Genomic DNA, 20866 nt, shown 5'->3' with positions numbered 1-20866 from the left:
TAGCGGTGTTCCCAGGGTTCGGCGAGAGGTAAAATCGGGAACCCGGGCACAAAAGCGCGTTAGCCGGGGTGTGGCGCCCCCCTGACTGCCGCCGCGAGCCATGCCCTCGCCTCCTCCGGCTTGACCCATTCGAACTGCGGCAATTGGTGCCGGAACCAGGTGAATTGCCGCTTGGCATAGTGGCGGGTGTCCGCCCGGCCGATCGTGGCGGCTTCCTCAAGGCTGAGCTCACCGCGCAAATGCCGGATTAGGGCCGGCACGCCATGGGCTTTCATGGCCGGCAGCAGCGGATCAAGCTGTCTGGCGGCGAGGCGCTCGACCTCGTCTAGCGCGCCAGCCCCCAACATGGCGTCGAAGCGGGCATCGATGCGTGCATAGAGCTCGTCACGCTCGGGGGCGAGAAACACGGCGCGAAAACTGTCTTTCGGCAGGAGCGGCGGTTGGCCCTCGTGATGCCAGTCCAGCAGCGAGCGGCCGGTCGCCTCGATGACTTCGAGAGCGCGCGCGATCCGGGTGCGGTCGCGCAGGTTCAATCGTTCGGCAGCGCGCGGATCGCGCCGCGCCAATTCGGCGTGCAGCGCCTCGACGCCGTTCCGCTCCAGCCGCGCGCGCACGTCCTCGCGCACTTCGGCCGGGACCGGTGGCACCACCGAAAGACCCGCCGTCAGCGCCTTGAAATACAGCCCGGTGCCGCCGATGAAGATCGGCAAACGGTATTCGGCTCGCGCCTCTTCCAGCGCCTTCGCAGCATCGGCCACCCAGGCGCCGGCCGAGAAATTCACGGCCGCATCGACATGGCCATAGAGGCGATGCGGAACACGCGCCTCTTCATCCTGCGTGGGACGTGCCGTGATGACGCGGAGGTCGCGATAGACCTGCATGGAATCGGCATTGATGACGTTGCCGCCCGCGCTGCGAGCAAGCTCCAGCGCCAGCGCCGACTTGCCGCTGGCGGTCGGGCCTGCGATAAGCACGGCCTTGATCGGATACCCCTCGCTCACGAAAACCTCAAATGTCGCTCGTCGCCACGCTGATCTGCAACCCCAATAATCCCGCGCTCGACTCCACCATCGTCGACGGCGTCCGCGCCGTGCTGCCGAAGGCGCAACCGGCACACTGGCTGTTCGGCGGGGTTGCGGTCGATATTCCCTTCGGTGCGCAGGATAACCTCGGAGGCGACCGTCACGCCATCGAGCAGCGGCTGCGCGAGGTTCGCGGCGATCTGCCCGTCGACATCGTGGTGCAGCCTGCCGGCTTCCGGCGCAAGAAGCTTTTTCTCGCCGACATGGATTCCACCATGATCGGCCAGGAATGCATCGACGAACTCGCCGATCTGGTCGGGATGAAGACCCACGTCGCGGCTATCACCGAACGCGCGATGCGTGGCGAGATCGAGTTCGAGCCGGCGCTGCGCGAGCGCGTCGCGCTGCTGAAGGACCTTCCCGCCAGCGTGGTCGACGAGGTGCTGGCCAAGCGCATCACGCTGACCCCGGGCGGCCGCGAATTGGTCGCGACCATGCGCGCGCACGGCGCCTATACCTGCCTCGTCTCCGGCGGCTTCACGCTGTTCACGAGCGCGGTCGCCGCCAGAATCGGCTTTCAGGAGAACCGCGCCAACGAGCTCGTCGTGCGCGACGGCAAGTTCACCGGCGAGGTGAAGGAGCCGATCCTGGGGCGCGCGGCCAAGCTGGCGACGCTGGTGGATCTGATGGAATCGTTCGATCTCGACGACGTCGACTCGGTCGTCGTCGGCGATGGCGCGAATGATCTGGCGATGATCCAGGCGGCAGGGCTGGGCGTGGCGTATCACGCCAAACCGGCGGTCGCCGCTGCCGCGGCGGCACGGATCGATCACGGCGATCTCACCGCGCTGCTGTACGCACAGGGGTATCGGCGGGACGAGTTCGTGGAGGCCTAGCGCCCGCTCCCCGTCATGCCCAAGCTTGTCCCGGGCATCCACGTTACGCTGCGTACGTGTAGCGTCATGGCCGGGTCAAGCCCGGCCATGACGAAAAAGTAAGAGCGCCCGTTACTGCACGCTCAGCGCTACGAAGCGTAGCTCGCCGTCACCGTTCGACACCAGCAGCAGCGCGGACTTCTTGCCGTCCTTCTTGATCTGGTCGACGCGCTTCTGGACGTCGGCGCCGCTGGAGACCGCTTCCTGCGCGACCTCGACGATGACGTCGCCGGCGGAGAGCCGCTTCTCGGCCGCATCCGAATTGGCGTCCACATTGGTGACGACCACGCCCTTGACGCTGTCCTTGATCTTGTAGCGCGCGCGCAGATCCTTGTTCAGCACGGCGAGATCGAGGCCGAGCGCTTTCTGCGTCACCGGCTTCTCGGGCGGAGGCTCGTCGGCCTTCACCGCGGCCTGCACCTTGTCCGGATCCTGCAGGCGGCCGAGCGTGACCTTCTTGGTCTGCTCCTCGCCTTTGCGGATGATGACGACGTCGACCTCCTTGCCGACCGCGGTGTCGGCGACGACGCGCGACAGATCCTTCGGGTCCTTGACGTCCTTGCCGTCGAACTTGACGACGACGTCGCCAGGTTCGATGCCGGCAGGCTTGGCCGGGCCCTTGTCGTCGACGCCGGCAACCAGCGCGCCACGCGGCGGCTTGATGTTCAGGCTCTCGGCAATCTCGTCGGTGACGCTCTGGATGCGCACGCCGAGCCAGCCGCGACGCAGCTCGCCAAACTGACGGAGCTGGTCGACCACGCCCGCGACCGTCTTCGACGGCACAGCGAAGCCGATGCCGATCGAGCCACCCGAGGGCGAGATGATCAGCGTATTGACGCCGATGACGTCGCCTTCGAGGTTGAACAGCGGGCCGCCCGAATTGCCCCGATTGATGGCGGCGTCGGTCTGGATGTAGCTGTCATAGGGACCCGACGAGATGTCGCGGTTCTTGGCCGAGACGATGCCCGCGGTCACCGTGCCGCCAAGGCTGAAGGGGTTGCCGATCGCGACCACCCAGTCACCCAGGCGCAGCTTGTCGGAGTCGCCGAACTTCACCGCAATCAGCGGCTTCGGCGGCTTGAACTTCAGCACGGCGAGGTCGGTCTTCTTGTCGACGCCGACGAGGTCGGCCTTGATCTTGGTGCCGTCGTTGAGGATGACATTGATCTCGTCGGCATCCGCGATGACGTGGTTGTTGGTCACGACGACACCCGAGGTGTCGATGATGAATCCGGACCCGAGCGAGTTGGTCTTGCGCGGCGGCCCGTTGTCGCCGCCCTTGCTGCCGCCGCCGGGACCCTTTCGATTCTTGAAGAAGTCGTCGAAGAACTCCTCGAACGGCGAGCCGGGGGGCAGTTGCGGCATGGTGTTGCTGCCGCCCTTGGCCTCGACCGTCTGCGAGGTCGAGATGTTGACGACCGCGTCGATCACCTTCTCGGCGACGTCGGCGATGCCCTCAGGTCCGCGCGCCTGCACCGGTGAGCTGAGCACACTGAAAGCACCGAGCGCGAGCGCGGCCAGCCCCCATCGCGCATGTTGGCGCAATCGGGTCGGGACAATGGTGGCAGCGATCATTGTGATCTCCAGAGAAAAGGATTCGGCGCCAGACTGCGCTCGAACGTGGGCACGGCGCAAGCGCGGAGCTTAACGGGCCTCAGGATCGCGATAATACGGCGAAAACCCGCCTTGCGCCTTCACTTTGGCGTTGGCGCGGCTAGATCGGACGTCGCATCACCCAGATCAGGATCAGGCCGGCCACGGCCGAGCCGATTCCGACCGCCCGCAGGATGTTATCCGGCGTAGCGATGGCGCTTTTCATGGCCTTGCGCATCCAGGCCGGACTTGCCGCGAACATCAAGCCTTCCAGCACGAACAGGATGCCTAAGCCGATGAGGAAGTCGGCGAACGCAATGGACCTCATCGGATTGGAACCTCCCGGAGTGCTATTTTTGTCTGGACGAAGGGCGGCCAAACCTGCCGCCCTTGTCTAGCTTACGGTTTCGCCGGTGTCTCGGCTGCCGTCTTGCCGGACGGGTTACCAAAATACCGGAAGAAATCCGAGTCCGGCCGCAGCAGATAGCGGGTGTCGTCCTTCTTCAGCCCGTTCTCATAGGCCGTCATCGACCGGTAGAAGGCGAAGAAGTCAGCATCCTTGCCATAGGCTTCGGCGAACAGGCGGTTGCGCTCGGCGTCGCCGACGCCGCGCGTCTGTTCGGCCTGAGACTCGGCCTCGGCCTTGATCACCGTCGCCTCGCGATCGGCCTTCGACTTGATCTCCTGCGCCTTCTGGCCGCCCTGTGCGCGGAACTCGGCCGCTTCGCGCTGACGCTCAGTTTGCATGCGCTGGTAGACCGCCTGGCTATTCTGCTCCGGCAGATCGGCGCGACGGATCCGGACATCGATCACCTCAATGCCATAGCCGTCGGTTTCATGGTCGAGCTGTTGGCGGATGCGCCCCATCAGCTTCTCGCGCTCGTCGCGCACCACGGTGATAAGGGCAACCTCGCCGAGGACGCGGCGTAGCGCCGCGTTCAAGAGCGAGGTGAGCTGGAGGTTCGCGGCCTGGATGGAGCCGACGCTCTGATAGAACCGCAAGGCATCCTTGATGCGGTAGCGCGCAAAGGCGTCGACCACGAGCCGCTTCTGGTCGGAGGCAATGACCTCCTGCGCTGGGTTCTCGAGGTCGAGGATCCGCTTGTCGATGTTGATCACGGAATTCCAGGGCGCCTTGAAGTGCAGCCCCGGGTCGGTGACGACGTCCACGGGCTTGCCGAATTGCAGCACGATGGTCTGCTCGGTCTGCTGCACCGTGAACAGCGACATGTAGGCGACAATGACGACCAGAAGCGCTGCGAGCAGCGCGACGATACCTGTAACCGGAGACCTCATCGCGTGCCTCCGCTCGGCTGCGGGCCCGGCGTCGTGGGCTTCTTGGCCGACAATTCACTGAGCGGCAGATAGGGCACGACGCCCTGGCCAGACGAACCACCGTCATAAATCAGCTTGTCCGAGCCGCCGAGCACGCGCTCCATCGTCTCCAGATAGATCCGTTCACGCGTCACGTCAGGGGCCTTCTTGTATTCCTCATACACTTTCAGGAAGCGCGAGCTCTGGCCCTTGGCCTCGGCAACCGCCTGCTCCTTGTAGCCTTCGGCGGCCTGTACGATCTGCGCCGCTCGTCCGCGTGCCTCCGGCACGACGCGATTGGCATAGGTCTGCGCCTCGTTCTGCAAACGCTCGAAGTCGATCTTCGCGTTCTGCACATCATTGAACGCTTCGATCACTTGCGCAGGCGGGCTCACCTTCTGCATCTGGACCTGGGAAATCGAAATCCCGGCACCGTAGTTGTCCAGCGTCTTCTGCATCAGTTCGTGAACGTTCTGCTCGGTGACATTTCGTGCGCCAGTCAAGATCGGCTGGATCTGCGAGCGGCCGATCACCTCGCGCATCGCGCTTTCGGCAACTGCCTTCACCGTGCCTTCGGGGTTCTGGATGTTGAACAGGAAGTCGCCGACGCCGTTGGGCTTGATACGCCACAGCACGGTGAAGTCGACATCGACGATGTTCTCGTCGCCGGTCAGCATCAGGCTCTCTTCCGGCACGTCACGGATCGAACGGCCACGCCGCGCCGGATCGTCGATCAGCGTCATGCCGATGGAAATGGTCGACACGCGCAACGCCTTCGGCAGCAACACGGTCTCGATCGGATAGGGCAGATGATAGTTCAGGCCGGGGTCAACGGTGCGCACATGCTTGCCAAAGCGCAGCACGACGCCCTGCTCTTCTGACTGTACGCGGAAGAACCCCGACAGCAGCCAAAGCGCGACGACGATAAGCAGGATCAGCGTGATGCCCATACCGGAGAAATAGCCGCCCGGCATGATCTGCTGTAGCCGGTCCTGGCCACGCCGCAGAAGGTCTTCCAGATCCGGCGGCCTCGGTCCCACCGGTTGCGGACCTGTGCCCCAGGGTCCTTTCGGACCCGAGCCCCACGGGCCACCGCCCTGATTCTTCCACGGCATTCGACGCTCTCCTCGGCAGACCGGGACTAGAACTTAAGCCGGCCCGCATTGTCCGGTCCGGCTTTATAGGGGACCGGCAGGTCCCTTACAACGCAGCCATGACCGTCCTCCGAGCTAAGCTCGGGGGCAGAAAAGTCAATGTTAACATTGGCGAATGCGGTTAATGGGACGGCCGCCGGCGATATGTCACATAGGAGTAGTCGGCGCTATCGTCGGGTCCGGCCGGATGACGGACGCGGCCTATTTCGTTCCATTGCGCCTTGTCGATCGTAAAATGCGTGTCGCCCTCGGGGCGCGCATGCACTTCGGTGATTTCCAGACGATCGGCGCGATCGAGCCATTGCCGATAGATTTCCGCGCCGCCGATCACCGCGATTTCAGCGGCCGAACGCCGCAGGGCATCGCCAAGCGCGACCGTGCCGGCATCCGCTGCCGATGTGGCGACGATGGCGCCCGTGGCGCGATAGTCCGCATCGCGCGTGATCACGATATTGGTGCGGCCAGGCAGCGGCCGGCGCGGCAAAGACTCGAAGGTCTTGCGGCCCATGATGACGGGCCTGCCGATCGTGAGCGCCTTGAACCTTGCCATGTCGGATTTCAACCGCCACGGGATCGCATTGCCGGCGCCGATGACGCCGTTCTCCGCAACCGCGACCACAAAGACGATCTCCATCAAGACGCACTCCCCGCAAGCCGCGTCAACGCAGGACCGGAGACGCGACACAACGTCCAATCGTCCAGCATCGCGGCGCCAAGCGATTTGTAGAAGGCGATCGACGGCGCATTCCAGTCGAGCACCGCCCATTGCAGGCGCGACCAGCCATTGTCGACGCATTCCTTCGCCAGATAGACCAGCAGCGCCTTGCCGAGACCTTTGCCCCGATGCGACGGCCGCACATAGAGATCTTCGAGATAGACGCCGTGGCGCCCGCTGAAGGTGGAGAAGTTGAGGAACCAGACCGCGAAGCCGACCGGCTCGCCGTTCCACTCGGCAATCGCACAGAACAACCGCGGATCGTCACCGAACAGTGCGTCCGCAATGTCAGCCTCGGTCGCCTCGACCTCATGCGAAAGCTTTTCGTACGCGGCAAGCTCCCGGACGAAATCGAGGACGAGCCCGGCTTCGCCAGGACGCGCGCGGCGAATGCTGAGCGGCATCGGCGCTAGACCGCGACTTCCGCCTTGATGTGCGGATGCGGATCGTAGCCGACGAGCTCGAAATCCTCGTAGCGGAAGGAGAAGATGTCCTTCACGTCGGGATTGATCCGCATCACCGGCAGCGCGCGCGGCGCGCGCGTGAGCTGAAGCCGCGCCTGCTCGAGGTGGTTGGAATAGAGATGGGTGTCGCCGAACGAATGCACGAAGTCGCCGGGCTTCAGACCGGTGACTTGCGCCACCATCATCGTGAGCAGCGCGTAAGATGCGATGTTGAAGGGCACGCCGAGGAACACGTCGGCCGAGCGCTGATAGAGCTGGCAGGACAGCTTGCCGCCTGCGACATAGAATTGGAACAGGCAGTGGCACGGCGGCAGCGCCATCTTGTCGACCTCGGCCGGATTCCACGCCGAGACGATCAACCGGCGCGAGTCCGGGTTACGCTTGATCATGTCGACGACGCCTGCGATCTGGTCGATGCTGCGTCCGTCCGGCGCGGGCCAGGAGCGCCACTGGTGCCCGTAGACCGGGCCGAGATCACCGTTCGCATCGGCCCACTCGTCCCAGATGGTGACGCCGTTGTCCCTGAGATATTTGATGTTGGTGTCGCCCTTCAGGAACCACAGCAGCTCATGCACGATCGCCTTCAGCGGCAGGCGCTTGGTGGTCAGCATCGGAAAGCCGGCTGACAGATTGAAGCGCATCTGATGGCCGAACACCGACAGCGTGCCGGTGCCGGTCCGGTCGGTCTTCTCGGCGCCGTCTGAAAGAATCCGCTCGAGCAGGTCCTGATACTGGTGCATGTGCCAATGAGCCTTTGGGGAAGCGGCGAACTTAACGGCCAGCCCCCCGCTGAGACAGCGGCGATTCGCTGCGCCCACAGATTATACCCTGAAAAGGTGAGCGTTCCCGCCGCAAATGACAGGGAGCGGAACTCGCGTCCCGCCCTTGCCTATCGCTTTGAAAGTGCTGCCCAAGTTGCCGTGGACCACGGTGGAGCAAGGCGCGATCAGTTCTCGGATTCGGTGAACACCTCGTCGCGCTTGGCACGCAGCATGGGCAGCAGCGTGAGCACCAGCAGGAAGGCCGCAATCGCGAGGAGCACGGCCGAGAGCGGACGCGTCAGGAAGACGCTCCAGTCGCCACGCGAGATCAAGAGCGCGCGGCGAAGGTTCTCTTCCATCAGCGGCCCGAGCACCATGCCGAGCAGCAGCGGTGCCGGCTCGAAATCGTGCTTGATCAGCCAGTAGCCGACGAGACCGAACACGCCTGCGAGGATGACATCGACCGGCGCGTTGTTGACCGAGTAGATGCCGATCGCGCAGAAGATCACGATCGAGGGGAACATCAGCCGGTAGGGCACGCGCAAGAGGCGCACCCAGATGCCGACCAGCGGCAGGTTGATGATGATCAGCATCAAATTGCCGATCCACATCGAGGCGATCATGCCCCAGACGAGGTCCGGCTGCTTCTGCATCACCTGCGGACCCGGCACGATGCCGTGAATGGTCATCGCGCCCACCATCAGCGCCATCACCGCATTCGGCGGGATGCCGAGGGTGAGCAGCGGGATGAAGGAGGTCTGCGCCGCGGCGTTGTTGGCGCTTTCCGGTGCCGCCACGCCCTCGATCGCACCGCGGCCGAACCGCGACGGGTTCCTGGCGAGCTTCTTCTCGAGCGTGTAGGCCGCGAATGAGGCGATAACGGCGCCGCCCCCCGGCAGGATGCCGAGGATGGAGCCGAGCACGGTGCCGCGCAGGATCGCGGGCGTCGAGTCGATCAGGTCCTTCCTGGTCGGCATCAGGCCGGTGATCTTCTGCTGCACGAGATCGCGGTTCATCTCGGCGCCATGGTCGAGATTGCGGATGATCTCGGCAAAGCCGAACACGCCCATCGCCACCGTTGCAAAGCCGAGGCCGTCGGCAAGCTCGGGAATGTTGAAGGCCATGCGCGAGGCACCGGTCTCGATGTCAGAGCCGACCATCGACAGCAAGAGGCCAAACACGATCATCGCGATCGCCTTCAGCACCGAGCCCTTGGCGAGCACGACCGCGAAGATCAGGCCGAGCACCATCAGCGAGAAATACTCCGCCGGCCCGAACGCGAGCGCGAGTTTTGTCAGCGGCGCGCCAAGCACGGCGATGAGCACGGTCGCAACGCAGCCGGCGAAGAACGAGCCGATCGCGGCGATCGCCAGCGCCGGACCGGCACGGCCCTGCTTGGCCATGGCGTGGCCGTCGATGGCGGTGACGACCGAGGTCGCCTCGCCTGGTATGTTGACCAGGATCGAGGTGGTCGAGCCGCCATACTGCGCGCCGTAATAGATGCCGGCGAGCATGATCAGCGCACCGACCGGCGGCAGTCCGAAGGTGATCGGCAGCAGCATCGCGACGGTGGCGATGGTGCCGATGCCCGGCAACACGCCGACCAGCGTGCCGACGAGCGCGCCGATCAGGCACATCAGAAGGTTGATCGGAGAGAACGCGACGACGAAACCGTGAGCGAGGTTGGCGAAAAGCTCCATGACAGCCTCACTGAACCAGGAAACGCGGGAACATCGGCATGGGCAGGCCGAGCACGTACGGGAACAGCAGCGCGCAGCCGATCGTCAGGCAGGCGCCGACGATGGCGGCCTCCCCCCAGCGCGTCTCATGCGATCCGAGCGCGGCGATCATGAAGCTCACGAACGCCGAGACCACGAGGCCAAGCGGCCGGATCGCCAGGGCGAAGAACAGGATCGCGCACATCACGAACAGCGGCCCGCGCCAGGAATAATGGGCGAGTGCCGGCCCCTCGTTCAAAAGGCCCGTCAGGGCGATCGCGGCGGACAGAGCCACCAGCAATCCGCCGAACATCCGTGGCGCGGTGCCTGCGCCGAAGGAGAAGCCGCGCATGCCCTGCAGATCGCTCGAGGCCCACAGCGCGAACAATGCAACCGCCATCAGAATGACGCCGCCGATATAGTCCTGCGCCGACTTGATCGTCATGAACAGCGTGACGATCGCCACTGCAAACAGCGGATAGGAATAGATTAGTGCCAGCAATACATCCGACGATGCCTTCTTGGTGTCACCGCTGACCGCGCCGAGCAGCGCAGCGGGAGCGCCGGCGACCAACGCTAAGGCGTGGCTGACCAGAACCGTTGCCGGACCGCGCCCGGCGCCCCAGCCAAAGATCGTCCCGATCGACCAGATGAATTCGAAAATCTGCGGCGCAATGGCCAGCAGGCAGAAGCCGAGCGCCACCGATGTGTTTCTTGAGGCTGTCGCTGCCGAGTGGCCCATTGTATCGGCCATGCATGTCTCCTCCGCGACCCGTAAGTCACGAGCACTGTTTTTCTAATCGGCTGGAAGGGATCCCCGGCCCGCAGCATTGCCTAGCGATTTTCATCAAACAATGCCAGCAAAACCCAACAGACCACCTGTGAGCAGAAGCCATAGCGGATTGACGCGCGAGACGGACGCGATCACCGCAACCGTCGCGGTCAGAAGCAGCGCAGCAAGATTGCGATCGGTCGATTGGGCCAGGATCAGCGCACTCGCTGCCATCAATCCGATCGAGAGTGGAACCAGTGCAGCCTGGATCAGGCCGGGCCAGCGCGATTGGCTCGGCCGGTTCAGGAGCCGGCTGACATAATAGGCAAGCAGTGCTGTTGGCAGGCACATCGCGAGCGTTGCCGCCAGCGCGCCAGGAATGCCGGCCACGGCATAGCCGATTAACGTCACGATGAGCACGTTTGGACCCGGAGAAAGCTGTGCGATCGCGTAGGCATCCGCAAACTGCTTGTCGGTCATCCAGTGATGCACCTCGACGGCGATGCGGTGCATCTCGGGCACTGCGGCCGCTGCGCCGCCGACGGCAAACAGGGACATTAGACCAAAGGTGGAGATCAGCGCCCAGATCGGGTTCTCGCTGCTCATGTTGTTACCTTCCGCCGCATCAGACATGTGACGCCGATGCTGAGAGGGATCGCGACCAGCAGCACCGCTTGAAGCGGCAAACGAAGCACGCCGATGGCGAGGAACACGCCGAGCATCAGGATGAGCACGACGATGTCCATCCGCTTGAGCAGCGGCGTCATCATCCGGAACACCACGGCGATCAACAGACCGACCGCCGCGCATGAGATTCCTGCGAGACTACGACGTAGCACCTCCACGTCGCCAAACCGGGCGTAGATGATCGCGAGCACGGTCATGATTAGCGTCGGCGGCAGCAACAGCCCGGTGAAGGCGGCAACGCCGCCGGCGATGCCGCGCAACCGCGAGCCGAACACCATCGACAGATTGACGATGTTGGGCCCGGGCAGGAAATGGCAGAGCGCGAAGGTCTCGTTGAACTCGTCCGCTGTCATCCAGCGGTGCTGGTCGACGATGGCATGCCTGGCAAATACCAGGACGCCGCCAAAACCGGCCAGCGACATCCGGGCAAAGGCCAGGAACAACGCGCCGAGGCCGGGCGGAGGGGCATTGGCGGCGGAGAGATCCGGCTCTTGGGCGGCCGGTGCTGAATCCGTGGACATGTCAGGAGCTTAGAATGGGACCCACGACGCGGCCAAGATCAGGCTGACGACCAACTCGGACCTATCCAAAGGAACCGTCCCTTCTTGGCTCGAAACCTCTGTTTTTTGAAACCTTTGCCCCCTATATTGGGGGTGCCGGTTCGCCGGCTATGGAAATAAACGGTCGTCGCAATAAACCATTCGGACCCGGGGGCGGTACCCGGCGCCTCCACCAAAGCCCACCAGCGGGGCTACCCGGAGCTGGGCTTTGGCGGGGGCGAAATAGGATCGACGAGGGCGTAAAGGGCGTGCTTTTTCCCGGTATTGTTCCGCCGTTATCGGGCTACTGCAATAGTTGCCAACGACAACTTTGCTCCGGTTGCTCAGGCTGCGTAACGCAGTTTGAAAGACCATCTTAAAGTCCTAGCGGGTTAAGCTCCGCTAGGCGGGGTTCGGAGGCACCTGGCAACAGAAGCCTCCACTTACCTCTGATTTCCTTCCCGGCGGGGACTCCTGCTGACCCGTCAGGCGCGGTACTATTGCGGCTTGGCGAGTCGGGCCGGCAGGGTCTGGCCCCAGGAATGCAACAGGACCACCATGGCGACCGATCATATCCGATACGATGTGCTGGCCCGCGACGCGCTGCGCGGCGTGCTGCGCAAGGTGCTGACCGATGCCGCAGCCCATGGCCTGCCGGGCGAGCATCATTTCTTCATCACCTTCGTATCGAAGGCCGAGGGCGTGAAGCTGTCGTCGCGACTGCTCGCTCAATATCCGGAAGAGATGACGATCATCCTCCAGCATCAGTTCTGGGACCTGACCGTGCTCGAGGACCGTTTCGAGGTCGGCCTGTCCTTCGGCGGCATTCCTGAGCGGCTGGTGGTGCCATTCAGTGCCATCAAGAGCTTCCTCGACCCGTCCGTGAAATTCGGCCTCCAGTTCGACACGTCCGACGTCGCCGAGGTCGCTCCGGAGAACCTGCCGGCCGCCCCCGCGCCGTCGGCCGTGTCGGTGCCCGCGCCTGCCGCCGAGACTGCGGCAGGTGCCGAGGAGCCGACCCCGCCAAACCAAGGCGGCGCCGAAGTCGTGCGGCTCGATCGTTTCCGCAAGAAATGATCTAGCTTGGTCGCGAGACCGTCGCGCCCGGCCAAACTCCCTATATAGAAGCACATGAAGAGGCCGCGCGGCGTTTCGTGCGGCAGAATGGATGTGCTCATGGCCAAGACTGCGAAGACTGCCCGCTCCGCAACCCGCACCGAGACCGACAGCTTCGGTCCCATCGAGGTCCCCGCCGACCGCTATTGGGGCGCGCAGACCGAACGCTCGCGCCAGAATTTCCGCATCGGCATCGATCGCATGCCGATCTCGCTGGTGCATGCGCTCGGCATCGTCAAGCTTGCGGCCGCGCAGTCCAACCTCGAGCTCGGCCTGCTCGACAAGCGCAGAGCCGGCGCGATCATCCGCGCCGCGCACGAGGTGATCGAGGGCAAGCTCGATGATCATTTCCCGCTGGTCGTATGGCAGACCGGTTCGGGCACGCAGAGCAACATGAACCTCAACGAGGTCATCGCCAACCGCGCCAACGAGCTGCTCGGCGGCGAGCTCGGTGCCAAGAAGCCGGTACATCCCAACGACCACGTCAACATGAGCCAGTCGTCGAACGATAGTTTCCCGACCGCGATGCACGTCGCGGCTGCGAGTCGCATCACCGCCGATCTGGTCCCGGCGCTCGGTGAGCTGCACCGCGCGCTGCGGAAGAAGGAGAAGGAGTTCGCAAAGATCGTGAAGATCGGCCGCACCCATACCCAGGATGCGACGCCGCTGACGCTCGGTCAGGAATTTTCAGGCTATGCCGCGCAGGTCGAGAGCGGCATCGCGCGGCTCAAGGTCGCGGTGAAGGATCTCTATCCATTGGCGCAGGGCGGCACCGCGGTCGGCACCGGCCTCAACTCCAAGCCGCGCTTTGCAAAGCTGTTCGCAAGGAACGTCGCCAAGATCACCAAACTGCCCTTTACCAGCGCCGCCAACAAATTCGAGGCACTGGCCTCGAACGACGCCTATGTGCTGGCGCACGGCGCCATCAATTCCGTCGCCACAGGCCTGTTCAAGATCGCCAACGACATCCGCCTGCTCGGATCGGGCCCGCGCTCGGGCCTCGGCGAATTGATCCTGCCGGAGAACGAGCCGGGCTCGTCGATCATGCCGGGCAAGGTCAATCCGACGCAATGCGAGGCGATGACCATGGTGTGCTGCCAGGTGTTCGGCAATCACACCGCCATCACGGTCGCCGGCAGCCAGGGCCATTTCGAGCTCAATGTCTACAAGCCCGTGCTCGCCTACAACATGCTGCACTCGATCCGCCTGATGGCGGATGCCGCGCGCTCCTTCACCGAGCATTGCGTCAGCGGTATCCGAGCGGACCAGAAGCACATCAAGGAGCTGATGGAGCGTTCGCTGATGCTGGTGACCGCGCTGGCGCCGAAGATCGGCTACGACAACGCCGCCAAGGTCGCCAAGACCGCGCATGCCAACGGCACCACGCTGAAGGAGGAGGCGCTGCGATTAGGCTTCGTCTCTGGCGACGAATTCGACCGCCTGGTGCAGCCGGAAAAGATGACGCGACCCGGATGAATTCCGAATTCCGATAGCCATCCGTAATGATACGGAGCCCCAGGGGCTCACAAATATAGGGCTTAAAGGACGGGATTTGATTACCGTCAATGTGGCGGCGGGAGCGGATGCTACGCAAGCCCTTACAGCCCTTGATGGGCAAAATTCATCGTTTAATGGCCCTGAGGCCGATTGACGAGGACGAACGAATGAAGATCAAGTCTTTTGGGGCGCAACGCGGCACCCCGTTTCTGAACGTTTCATCCAGCCTGGAAAGGATCGGATGATGGAGACGCAGCATGGGGAACGTCATCAACCTGAATCGTTTCAGGAAGCGCGCCGAACGGGAAGCCTCGGCGAAGCAGGCGGACGCCAACCGAACGAAGTTCGGCCGCACGAAGGCCGAGCGATCGGCGGAGAAAAAGCAGGCGGACCAGGCGAAGGCACATCTGGACCAGCACCAGATCGATCGCGAGGACCAGCCATGAAGTCGCCCGTCGTGAAGCGCTCGATCGTGGTCGCCGGCCACAAGACCAGCGTCAGCCTGGAAGAGGCGTTCTGGAACGGCATGAAGGAGATCTCGGGCCTGCGCAACATGACGCTGTCCGAGCTCGTCGGCGAAATCGACGGCGCCCGCCAGCAGGGCAATTTGTCCTCGGCGATCCGCCTGTTCGTGCTCGACTACTTCAAGAGCCGCGCCCTGGCCGCCATGCAGCCGGACAAGGTCCCGGCGCAATAGCGCCGGCGCCTGGGCACGGCTTCGTGATCTGCACTTTAAAATCGCTCTAAGGTGCAGTTTCCATGGGCGCGCGCGCTTGACCTCCATGCCCCGCGTTGAAAATACAGGGCATGACCGACACTCATGATACGCGCCGCAAGATGCCGCTGGGCCTGGCCCAGCGCGGCTACACCGGCGTCATTCAGCACCTGTCCGCCAAGGATGCGGGATCGGCGCTCTCGGACATCGAGCTCGAGAGCCGGCTGATCGAACTCGGCTTCGTCGAGGGCGCCCGGGTCGAGATCCTGCACGAGGGACTGGTCGGCCGCGACCCGATCGCCGTGCGGGTCGACAACATCACCATCGCGGTGCGCCGCCGCGAGGCCATGGCCATCGTCGTCGCCTAGATCGCGACCGGATATCTGATCCATGGAATTACCTCTTCTGCATCTCGCCCTGGTGGGCACGCCGAACAGCGGCAAGACGTCGCTGTTCAATGCCCTGACCGGCAGCCGGCAGAAGGTCGCGAACTATCCGGGCGTCACCGTCGAGCGCAAGGAAGGTTTTTTCGTCACCCCCTTGGGCCGCCAGGTCTCGGTCGTCGACCTACCCGGCACCTATTCGCTGCGCGGCCGCAGCCCGGACGAGGAGATCACCCGCGACTTCGTGCTCGGCAAGGCCTCCGGCGAGACCTTGCCCGACCTCGTGCTGTGCGTGGCCGACTCCACCAATCTGCGCCTGACCATCCGCCTGCTGCTCGAGCTCAAGCGCACCGGCCGGCCGCTGGTGCTGGTGCTCAACATGTTCGACATCGCAAGCCGCCGCGGCATCACGGTCGACGTCAACAGGCTTGCCAACGAGCTTGGCGTGCCCGTGGTCACCTCGATCGCGGTGCGCAAGGGCGGCACGGCCGACCTGCTGGCGCTGACCGACGAGATCTCAGCCAAGCTCGCCGCCGAACCGGCCGAGAACAATTGGCGCGCGCTCAGCGTCTCCGAGCTGCGAGCCAGCCAGCGCGAGGCCGACCGCATCATCGCCGACTGCGTCAGCCTGCCTGCGAGACCCGACACCTGGACTGCGCGGATCGACGCGATCGTGCTGCATCCCGTCGGCGGGCTGATCGTGCTGGCGGCGATCCTGTTCGTGATGTTCCAGGCGGTGTTCGCCTGGGCGCAGCCGCTGATGGAACTGCTGCAATCGGGCTTCGATGCGCTCGGCGACTTCGTGCACGCCACCCTGCCCGCCGGCCTGCTGCAGAGCTTCCTGCAGAACGGCGTGATATCAGGCGTCGGCAGTGTCGTCGTGTTCCTGCCGCAGATCATCATCATCTTCCTGTTCATCCTGCTGCTGGAAGATTTCGGCTACATGGCGCGCGCCGCCTTCCTGATGGACCGCATCATGGGCGGCGCGGGGCTGCACGGCCGCGCCTTCATCCCGCTGCTGTCGAGCTTTGCCTGCGCCATTCCCGGCATCATGGCGACGCGCGTCATCGACAACAAGCGCGACCGGCTGACCACCATCCTGATCGCACCGCTGATGACCTGCTCGGCGCGCATTCCGGTCTACACGCTGATCATCTCCGCCTTCATTCCGGCCAGGGACGTCTGGGGCTTCATCAACCTGCAGGGCCTCGTGATGTTCGGCCTCTACGCCGCCGGCATCACCAGCGCGCTTGCCGTCTCGTTCCTGATCAAATTCTTCATGCTGCGCGACTATGCGCCGGCGCCGTTCATGCTGGAACTGCCCGACTACAAGATGCCGAGGCTGAAATCGATCGCGATCGGCATCTACACCCGCGCAAAGATGTTCCTGCAGCGCGCCGGCACCACGATCTTCTCGATGATGGTGCTGATCTGGTTCCTGGCCTCGTTCCCGCAGCCGCCTGCGGGTGCCACCGAGCCGGCCATCGATTTCAGCCTCGCCGCCATCATCGGCAAGGCGATTGCGCCGCTGCTCGCGCCGGTCGGCTTCAACTGGCAGATCGCGGTCGCGCTGATCCCGGGCATGGCGGCGCGCGAGGTCGCGGTCGCCGCGCTCGGCACCGTCTATGCGATCGAAGGCGGCAAGGAGGCGGCCGAGCAGATCGGCCAGGTGCTGGCGACGAAATGGTCGCTCGCCACCGCCCTGTCGCTGCTCGCCTGGTACATCTTCGCCCCGCAATGCGCCTCGACGCTCGCCGTCATCAGGCGCGAGACCGGAAGCTGGACCTGGATGGCCGTGACCTTCACCTACATGCTCGTGCTGGCCTATGCCGCGAGCCTCCTGACCTACAACGTCGCGGTCGCACTGGGCGCAGGTTAGCGTCCGCAAAACCAAAACTCGAAAACAACCCCATGCACAGTAGACGGGGGTTGTGAAATCAACGGTTTGGCATACAGAAAATCATGCGGGCCATGAACTTCGGAAAATCCGTTGACGCGTCGGGCAAAACACTGGCATGATGCCATCATCAGCCTCCATCGATAGCATGACCGACAAGATGTCGCGGAAGCGGTGATCTGCTCATGGACGACTTCAGCACAAAAAGACTGACCGCCGAGCGTTTGCGCGAAGATCATCTCGCCGACCTGGTCGAACTGCACCTCGATCCCGAAGTGTCGCGCTTTCTCGGCGGCGTGCGCCCCGCCGAAGCGACCAGGGCCTATCTCGCCACCAACATGGCGCATTGGGACCGACACGGCTTCGGGCTCTGGGTGCTCCGAACCGGCGACGGCGCGTTCGCCGGACGGGCGGGCATCCGGCACATCCTCGTCGACGACATCGACGAGATCGAGGTCGCCTACACGTTCAAGCGCAGTCTTTGGGGCCAGGGACTTGCCAGCGAGATCGCAACGGCGCTGACGGACATCGGACTGTCACGCTTCGAGCTGCCGTCCCTCATCGGCCTGGTCTCCGTCCGACACGGCGCATCCCGCCGTGTGCTGGAGAAATCGAGCTACGTCCTCGAGAAGACCACGACGCATCACGGCGAGGCCGTGGTGATCTACCGCATCAGGCGGTGAAGCATGACATGCCGGCAGTTCACAGCTGCATAAGCGCCGCGACCAGCCGATCGGGGTGAAACGGCTTTTCGAGAAGCATGCTGTTGGGCACGCCCTGTGATTTCCACAATGCGGCGCCGGCACTGCCCGTGATGTACACGACCGGAAGAGCCGGATCCTTCTCCCTCATGCGCCGGGCGAGATCCCAGCCGTTCAGCCTGCCGCTGAGATTGACATCGGTCACCAGCGCCTTGTGCTTCTTCCCGCGTGCGACGAACACCGTGATCGCCTCCTCGCCGGATGCAAGGATGTCGGACATGAAGCCCGCCTCGGCGAGGACCATTTCGAGCACGCCCTGGAGCGGATATTCATCTTCCACGATCAGGATCGAAGACGGTTCCGACATATTTGTCATTTGGCTGGCCAGCGATCCGACGCAATGCATGTTCCGATGAACACCGAGTTCAGCACGCATTTTTGGCTTTCTCACGGTGAACACGGGAAACCTGAACAACCATTCAAGAAAGTTTCTCGCCAGTTCCTGCAACAGGCCGCGGCGACAGAAGTTGCCCCCCGGACCATCCAGAAGGAGGAGGAACAGATGAGGAAGTTGACTTACGCTCTTGCAGCGGTAGCGACGCTCGCAATCGGTGCCCCCACCATCGCCAATGCGGCCGGCTTCGGTGTCTATGTCGGCGGCGACCGCGATGATTATTATGGCCCGCGTGCCCGCATCTACGAGCATGACCGCGGCTGGCATCATGGCTGGTACCATCACGACCGCGATTACGACCGCGGCGTCGTGATCCGCCGTCATTACTGGGACGACGATTAGTTCGTGCCAGTGAAAGCGAACAAGGAGGCCTCGCTTCGGCGAGGCCTTTTTGTGTCGAATGAAGCGTGTAGGTGGGACCGAGCGGACCGAAACCCATCACGCTGCAACACACTCGGATGCAATAATGGGTTTCGCAAGGGCTCACCCCATCCTACCGAACTCTACCCCTCCAAGGTGCGACCCGGCCACGCCGCCATCGCCGCATCGGCGGCGCCCTTCAACTCCGCCTGCGCGGCGCCGTCCCTGGCCTGAATAGCCATGCCCTGATAGACGCTGAGGTAGAATCGGCTGAGAGCGTCGATGTCGGTTGCGGCGGACAATTCGCCATTGACGACCGCGGCCTGCAGCCGCGCGCGCAAATTGCCGAGCATGTCGAGCCGGACTTTCTTGACGGCACGGGCGATCGAGGCCGGCCATTCGTCGCTGACAGCGCCGAGCACGACCATGCACCCGGCCGGTGCTGAACGCGACTTGGGGAGGATGTCGGCAGCTGCGTGCAGCAGATTGGCAATGCCCTCGCGCGCAGTTGCGCCCTCCCCGAGCCTGTCCCACACCGGAGGGCCCTTGGTCAGAACGTAGTGTTCGATCGCCGCGAGGTAGAGCGCCTCCTTGCTTTCGAAGGCGGCATAGAGGCTCGGCGAGCGCACGCCCATCGCCTCGCACAGATCGTTCATCGAGGCGCTGGCAAATCCCTTGCGCCAGAACAGCAGCATGGCGGCCTCCAGCGCCGCCTCGCGATCAAATTCCCGTGGCCGTCCCGCCATGACGTCCCCTTCTGTAATGATCGACACATAATTCACTTGACGGTGGCGATCAAGATCCCAGATATTCTGTGTCGATCGTTATAGAATAGGAGATCACGATGACGCTGGCAGGAAAACGGGCCCTGGTGACGGGCGCAAGCAGGGGTATCGGCGCGGCCATTACAAAGGCGCTTGCCGCAGAAGGCGCCGACGTTGCAATCACTTACCAAAAGTCCGCGGACAGCGCCGCGAAGGTCGTTGCCGCCATCAAGGACGCGGGGCGGAAGGCCATAGCAATCCAGGCCGACAGCGCCGATGCCGCCGCCGTCCAGGCCTCGGTCGAGAAGACCGTCGCAGCGCTCGGCGGTCTCGACATCCTGGTCAACAATGCCGGCATTCTGCGCCTCGGCGGCCTCAACGACATGTCGCTCGCGGACATCGACGCACTGCTGAATGTCAATGTTCGTTCGCCGATCGTCGCGAGCAAGGCCGCGCTGCCGCATCTCGGCAAAGGCGGGCGCATCATCACCATCGGCAGCTATTTTGCCGACCGCGTGCCCGCGCCGGTCCTTGGCATCTATTCGGCCTCGAAGTCGGCGCTATCAGCGTTCACGAAGGGCCTGGCGCGCGAACTCGGCCCCAGGGATGTCACGGTCAATCTGGTGCAGCCGGGCTCGATCGACACCGACATGAACCCGGCCCACGGCCCGACCGCGGACACGCTGAAGCAGTTCATGGCCCTGGGCCGCTACGGCGCGGTGGACGACATCGCCAATGCGGTAACGTTCCTGGCGAGCGAGAAGGCGAAGTACATCACCGGTTCGACACTCACCGTCGACGGTGGCGCGAACGCCTGAGCGACAAGACCATGACGGCCGGGCCGCGATTCGGCCCGGCCGCATTTCATTCGCACAAGCCTGCGAAAATCCTACTCGGATTTGAATGGCTTTCGCGCCATCGGCTGTCTATGGTCGGATCATGTCGCGCCATCTATGTCTATTCGTTGCTATCATCCTGTCGCTGCTGCCGGGCGTTGCGCCTGCTGAAGCCGTCGCCAAAAAGCCCAAGCAAGCCTGGCACGGCTATGGCTTCCTGCCCGGCTATCGCCAGCCGCTGAGCAACAGCCAGCCGATCTTCATGCAAAAGAACGGCTTTCGTCGCTACGCGCGCGAAAACCAGCGCCCCTGGTATATCGATCCCGTGCCGAGCTATTACCGCTTCTTCGATGGCGAATGGCATTATTTCGGCCGGCCCGGCTTCGGTGGCCCTCGCTACAATGGCGGCAGCTTCGGTCCGTGCTGGACACGGACGCCGATCGGCGCGATCTGGAATTGCGGCTGATTG

Annotated in this window: 25 protein-coding genes and 1 other RNA gene; 12 read left to right on the top strand and 14 right to left on the bottom strand. The window is 63.7% G+C overall.

What is annotated here, in order from left to right; genetic code table 11:
* Positions 1-59 precede the first annotated feature (59 nt).
* Positions 60-1001, bottom strand: coding sequence for a tRNA (adenosine(37)-N6)-dimethylallyltransferase MiaA (gene miaA / locus XH89_RS09040; RefSeq protein ID WP_194466731.1), 942 nt, complete (start codon positions 999-1001; stop codon positions 60-62).
* Between the two features lie 11 nt (positions 1002-1012).
* On the opposite strand from miaA, the gene serB reads away from it, so the two are divergent.
* Positions 1013-1918 carry a phosphoserine phosphatase SerB gene (gene serB / locus XH89_RS09035; protein ID WP_194466730.1) on the top strand — a complete coding sequence of 302 codons (906 nt, stop codon included), beginning with the start codon at positions 1013-1015 and terminating at the stop codon, positions 1916-1918.
* Between the two features lie 111 nt (positions 1919-2029).
* On the opposite strand, the gene XH89_RS09030 is transcribed toward serB, so the two are convergent.
* From XH89_RS09030 to XH89_RS08980, 11 genes are all read right to left on the bottom strand, one after another.
* Positions 2030-3532 (bottom strand): Do family serine endopeptidase, encoded by a 1503-nt coding sequence (locus XH89_RS09030; protein WP_194466729.1) that lies wholly within the window; start codon positions 3530-3532, stop codon positions 2030-2032.
* Positions 3533-3671: 139 nt separating this feature from the next.
* Positions 3672-3878 (bottom strand): DUF2065 domain-containing protein, encoded by a 207-nt coding sequence (locus XH89_RS09025; RefSeq protein ID WP_188100998.1) that lies wholly within the window; start codon positions 3876-3878, stop codon positions 3672-3674.
* Positions 3879-3949: 71 nt separating this feature from the next.
* The gene (gene hflC, locus XH89_RS09020) at positions 3950-4846 is read right to left on the bottom strand and encodes a protease modulator HflC (protein ID WP_194466728.1); all 897 of its coding nucleotides are present in this window, start codon (positions 4844-4846) and stop codon (positions 3950-3952) included.
* The gene (hflK, locus tag XH89_RS09015; RefSeq protein WP_194466727.1) at positions 4843-5979 is read right to left on the bottom strand and encodes an FtsH protease activity modulator HflK; all 1137 of its coding nucleotides are present in this window, start codon (positions 5977-5979) and stop codon (positions 4843-4845) included. The genes hflC and hflK overlap by 4 nt, the downstream gene beginning before the upstream one ends.
* 160 nt (positions 5980-6139) lie before the next feature.
* Positions 6140-6652 carry a dihydrofolate reductase gene (locus tag XH89_RS09010; RefSeq protein WP_194466726.1) on the bottom strand — a complete coding sequence of 171 codons (513 nt, stop codon included), beginning with the start codon at positions 6650-6652 and terminating at the stop codon, positions 6140-6142.
* Positions 6652-7137 (bottom strand): GNAT family N-acetyltransferase, encoded by a 486-nt coding sequence (locus tag XH89_RS09005; protein WP_194466725.1) that lies wholly within the window; start codon positions 7135-7137, stop codon positions 6652-6654. The genes XH89_RS09010 and XH89_RS09005 overlap by 1 nt, the downstream gene beginning before the upstream one ends.
* A gap of 5 nt (positions 7138-7142) precedes the next feature.
* A complete protein-coding gene (locus XH89_RS09000; RefSeq protein ID WP_194466724.1) occupies positions 7143-7937 on the bottom strand; it encodes a thymidylate synthase in 795 nt (264 codons plus the stop codon).
* A 206-nt stretch (positions 7938-8143) separates the two neighbouring features.
* Positions 8144-9658, bottom strand: coding sequence for a tripartite tricarboxylate transporter permease (locus tag XH89_RS08995; RefSeq protein ID WP_057747241.1), 1515 nt, complete (start codon positions 9656-9658; stop codon positions 8144-8146).
* A gap of 7 nt (positions 9659-9665) precedes the next feature.
* Entirely contained in the window at positions 9666-10430 is a 765-nt protein-coding gene (locus tag XH89_RS08990) for a tripartite tricarboxylate transporter TctB family protein (protein WP_194466723.1), read from the bottom strand.
* Positions 10431-10523: 93 nt separating this feature from the next.
* On the bottom strand, positions 10524-11054 hold the full coding sequence (locus XH89_RS08985; RefSeq protein ID WP_194466722.1) for a chromate transporter: 531 nt from the start codon (positions 11052-11054) through the stop codon (positions 10524-10526).
* The gene (locus tag XH89_RS08980) at positions 11051-11656 is read right to left on the bottom strand and encodes a chromate transporter (RefSeq protein ID WP_194466721.1); all 606 of its coding nucleotides are present in this window, start codon (positions 11654-11656) and stop codon (positions 11051-11053) included. The genes XH89_RS08985 and XH89_RS08980 overlap by 4 nt, the downstream gene beginning before the upstream one ends.
* Before the next feature lie 95 nt (positions 11657-11751).
* Between XH89_RS08980 and ssrA the strand changes: the two genes are divergently transcribed.
* The 8 genes from ssrA to XH89_RS08940 all read left to right on the top strand — a co-directional run bounded on the left by ssrA (position 11752) and on the right by XH89_RS08940 (position 17965).
* Positions 11752-12118: a transfer-messenger RNA gene (ssrA, locus tag XH89_RS08975) on the top strand.
* Between the two features lie 114 nt (positions 12119-12232).
* Entirely contained in the window at positions 12233-12751 is a 519-nt protein-coding gene (locus XH89_RS08970) for an SspB family protein (protein WP_194466720.1), read from the top strand.
* 87 nt (positions 12752-12838) lie between these two features.
* The gene (gene fumC / locus XH89_RS08965) at positions 12839-14266 is read left to right on the top strand and encodes a class II fumarate hydratase (RefSeq protein WP_194466719.1); all 1428 of its coding nucleotides are present in this window, start codon (positions 12839-12841) and stop codon (positions 14264-14266) included.
* 278 nt (positions 14267-14544) lie between these two features.
* Entirely contained in the window at positions 14545-14733 is a 189-nt protein-coding gene (locus XH89_RS08960; RefSeq protein WP_194466718.1) for a DUF4169 family protein, read from the top strand.
* Positions 14730-14984, top strand: a complete 255-nt coding sequence (locus tag XH89_RS08955) for a ribbon-helix-helix domain-containing protein (protein ID WP_194466717.1) — start codon at positions 14730-14732, stop codon at positions 14982-14984. The genes XH89_RS08960 and XH89_RS08955 overlap by 4 nt, the downstream gene beginning before the upstream one ends.
* Before the next feature lie 110 nt (positions 14985-15094).
* A complete protein-coding gene (locus XH89_RS08950) occupies positions 15095-15370 on the top strand; it encodes a FeoA family protein (protein ID WP_194466716.1) in 276 nt (91 codons plus the stop codon).
* Positions 15371-15392: 22 nt separating this feature from the next.
* Positions 15393-17264, top strand: coding sequence for a ferrous iron transporter B (locus tag XH89_RS08945; RefSeq protein WP_194466715.1), 1872 nt, complete (start codon positions 15393-15395; stop codon positions 17262-17264).
* 203 nt (positions 17265-17467) lie between these two features.
* Positions 17468-17965 carry a GNAT family N-acetyltransferase gene (locus tag XH89_RS08940; protein ID WP_194466714.1) on the top strand — a complete coding sequence of 166 codons (498 nt, stop codon included), beginning with the start codon at positions 17468-17470 and terminating at the stop codon, positions 17963-17965.
* A 19-nt stretch (positions 17966-17984) separates the two neighbouring features.
* Here the strand turns inward: XH89_RS08940 and XH89_RS08935 are convergent, their stop codons facing one another.
* Entirely contained in the window at positions 17985-18491 is a 507-nt protein-coding gene (locus tag XH89_RS08935) for a response regulator (RefSeq protein ID WP_367400992.1), read from the bottom strand.
* 54 nt (positions 18492-18545) lie between these two features.
* Between XH89_RS08935 and XH89_RS08930 the strand changes: the two genes are divergently transcribed.
* A complete protein-coding gene (locus XH89_RS08930) occupies positions 18546-18779 on the top strand; it encodes a hypothetical protein (protein WP_194466713.1) in 234 nt (77 codons plus the stop codon).
* A gap of 161 nt (positions 18780-18940) precedes the next feature.
* On the opposite strand, the gene XH89_RS08925 is transcribed toward XH89_RS08930, so the two are convergent.
* On the bottom strand, positions 18941-19543 hold the full coding sequence (locus tag XH89_RS08925; RefSeq protein ID WP_194466712.1) for a TetR/AcrR family transcriptional regulator: 603 nt from the start codon (positions 19541-19543) through the stop codon (positions 18941-18943).
* Between the two features lie 98 nt (positions 19544-19641).
* Here XH89_RS08925 and XH89_RS08920 point away from each other — a divergent pair, with 98 nt between their 5' ends.
* Together XH89_RS08920 and XH89_RS08915 are read left to right on the top strand one after the other, a co-directional pair.
* Positions 19642-20379, top strand: coding sequence for a 3-oxoacyl-ACP reductase family protein (locus tag XH89_RS08920; RefSeq protein ID WP_194466711.1), 738 nt, complete (start codon positions 19642-19644; stop codon positions 20377-20379).
* 121 nt (positions 20380-20500) lie between these two features.
* Positions 20501-20863, top strand: coding sequence for a hypothetical protein (locus XH89_RS08915; protein ID WP_194466710.1), 363 nt, complete (start codon positions 20501-20503; stop codon positions 20861-20863).
* Positions 20864-20866: the final 3 nt, after the last annotated feature.

This window comes from Bradyrhizobium sp. CCBAU 53340 (genome assembly GCF_015291645.1).
In the GTDB taxonomy this organism is placed as follows: Bacteria; Pseudomonadota; Alphaproteobacteria; order Rhizobiales; family Xanthobacteraceae; genus Bradyrhizobium.
This window is presented reverse-complemented; position numbering and strand designations above follow the sequence as displayed.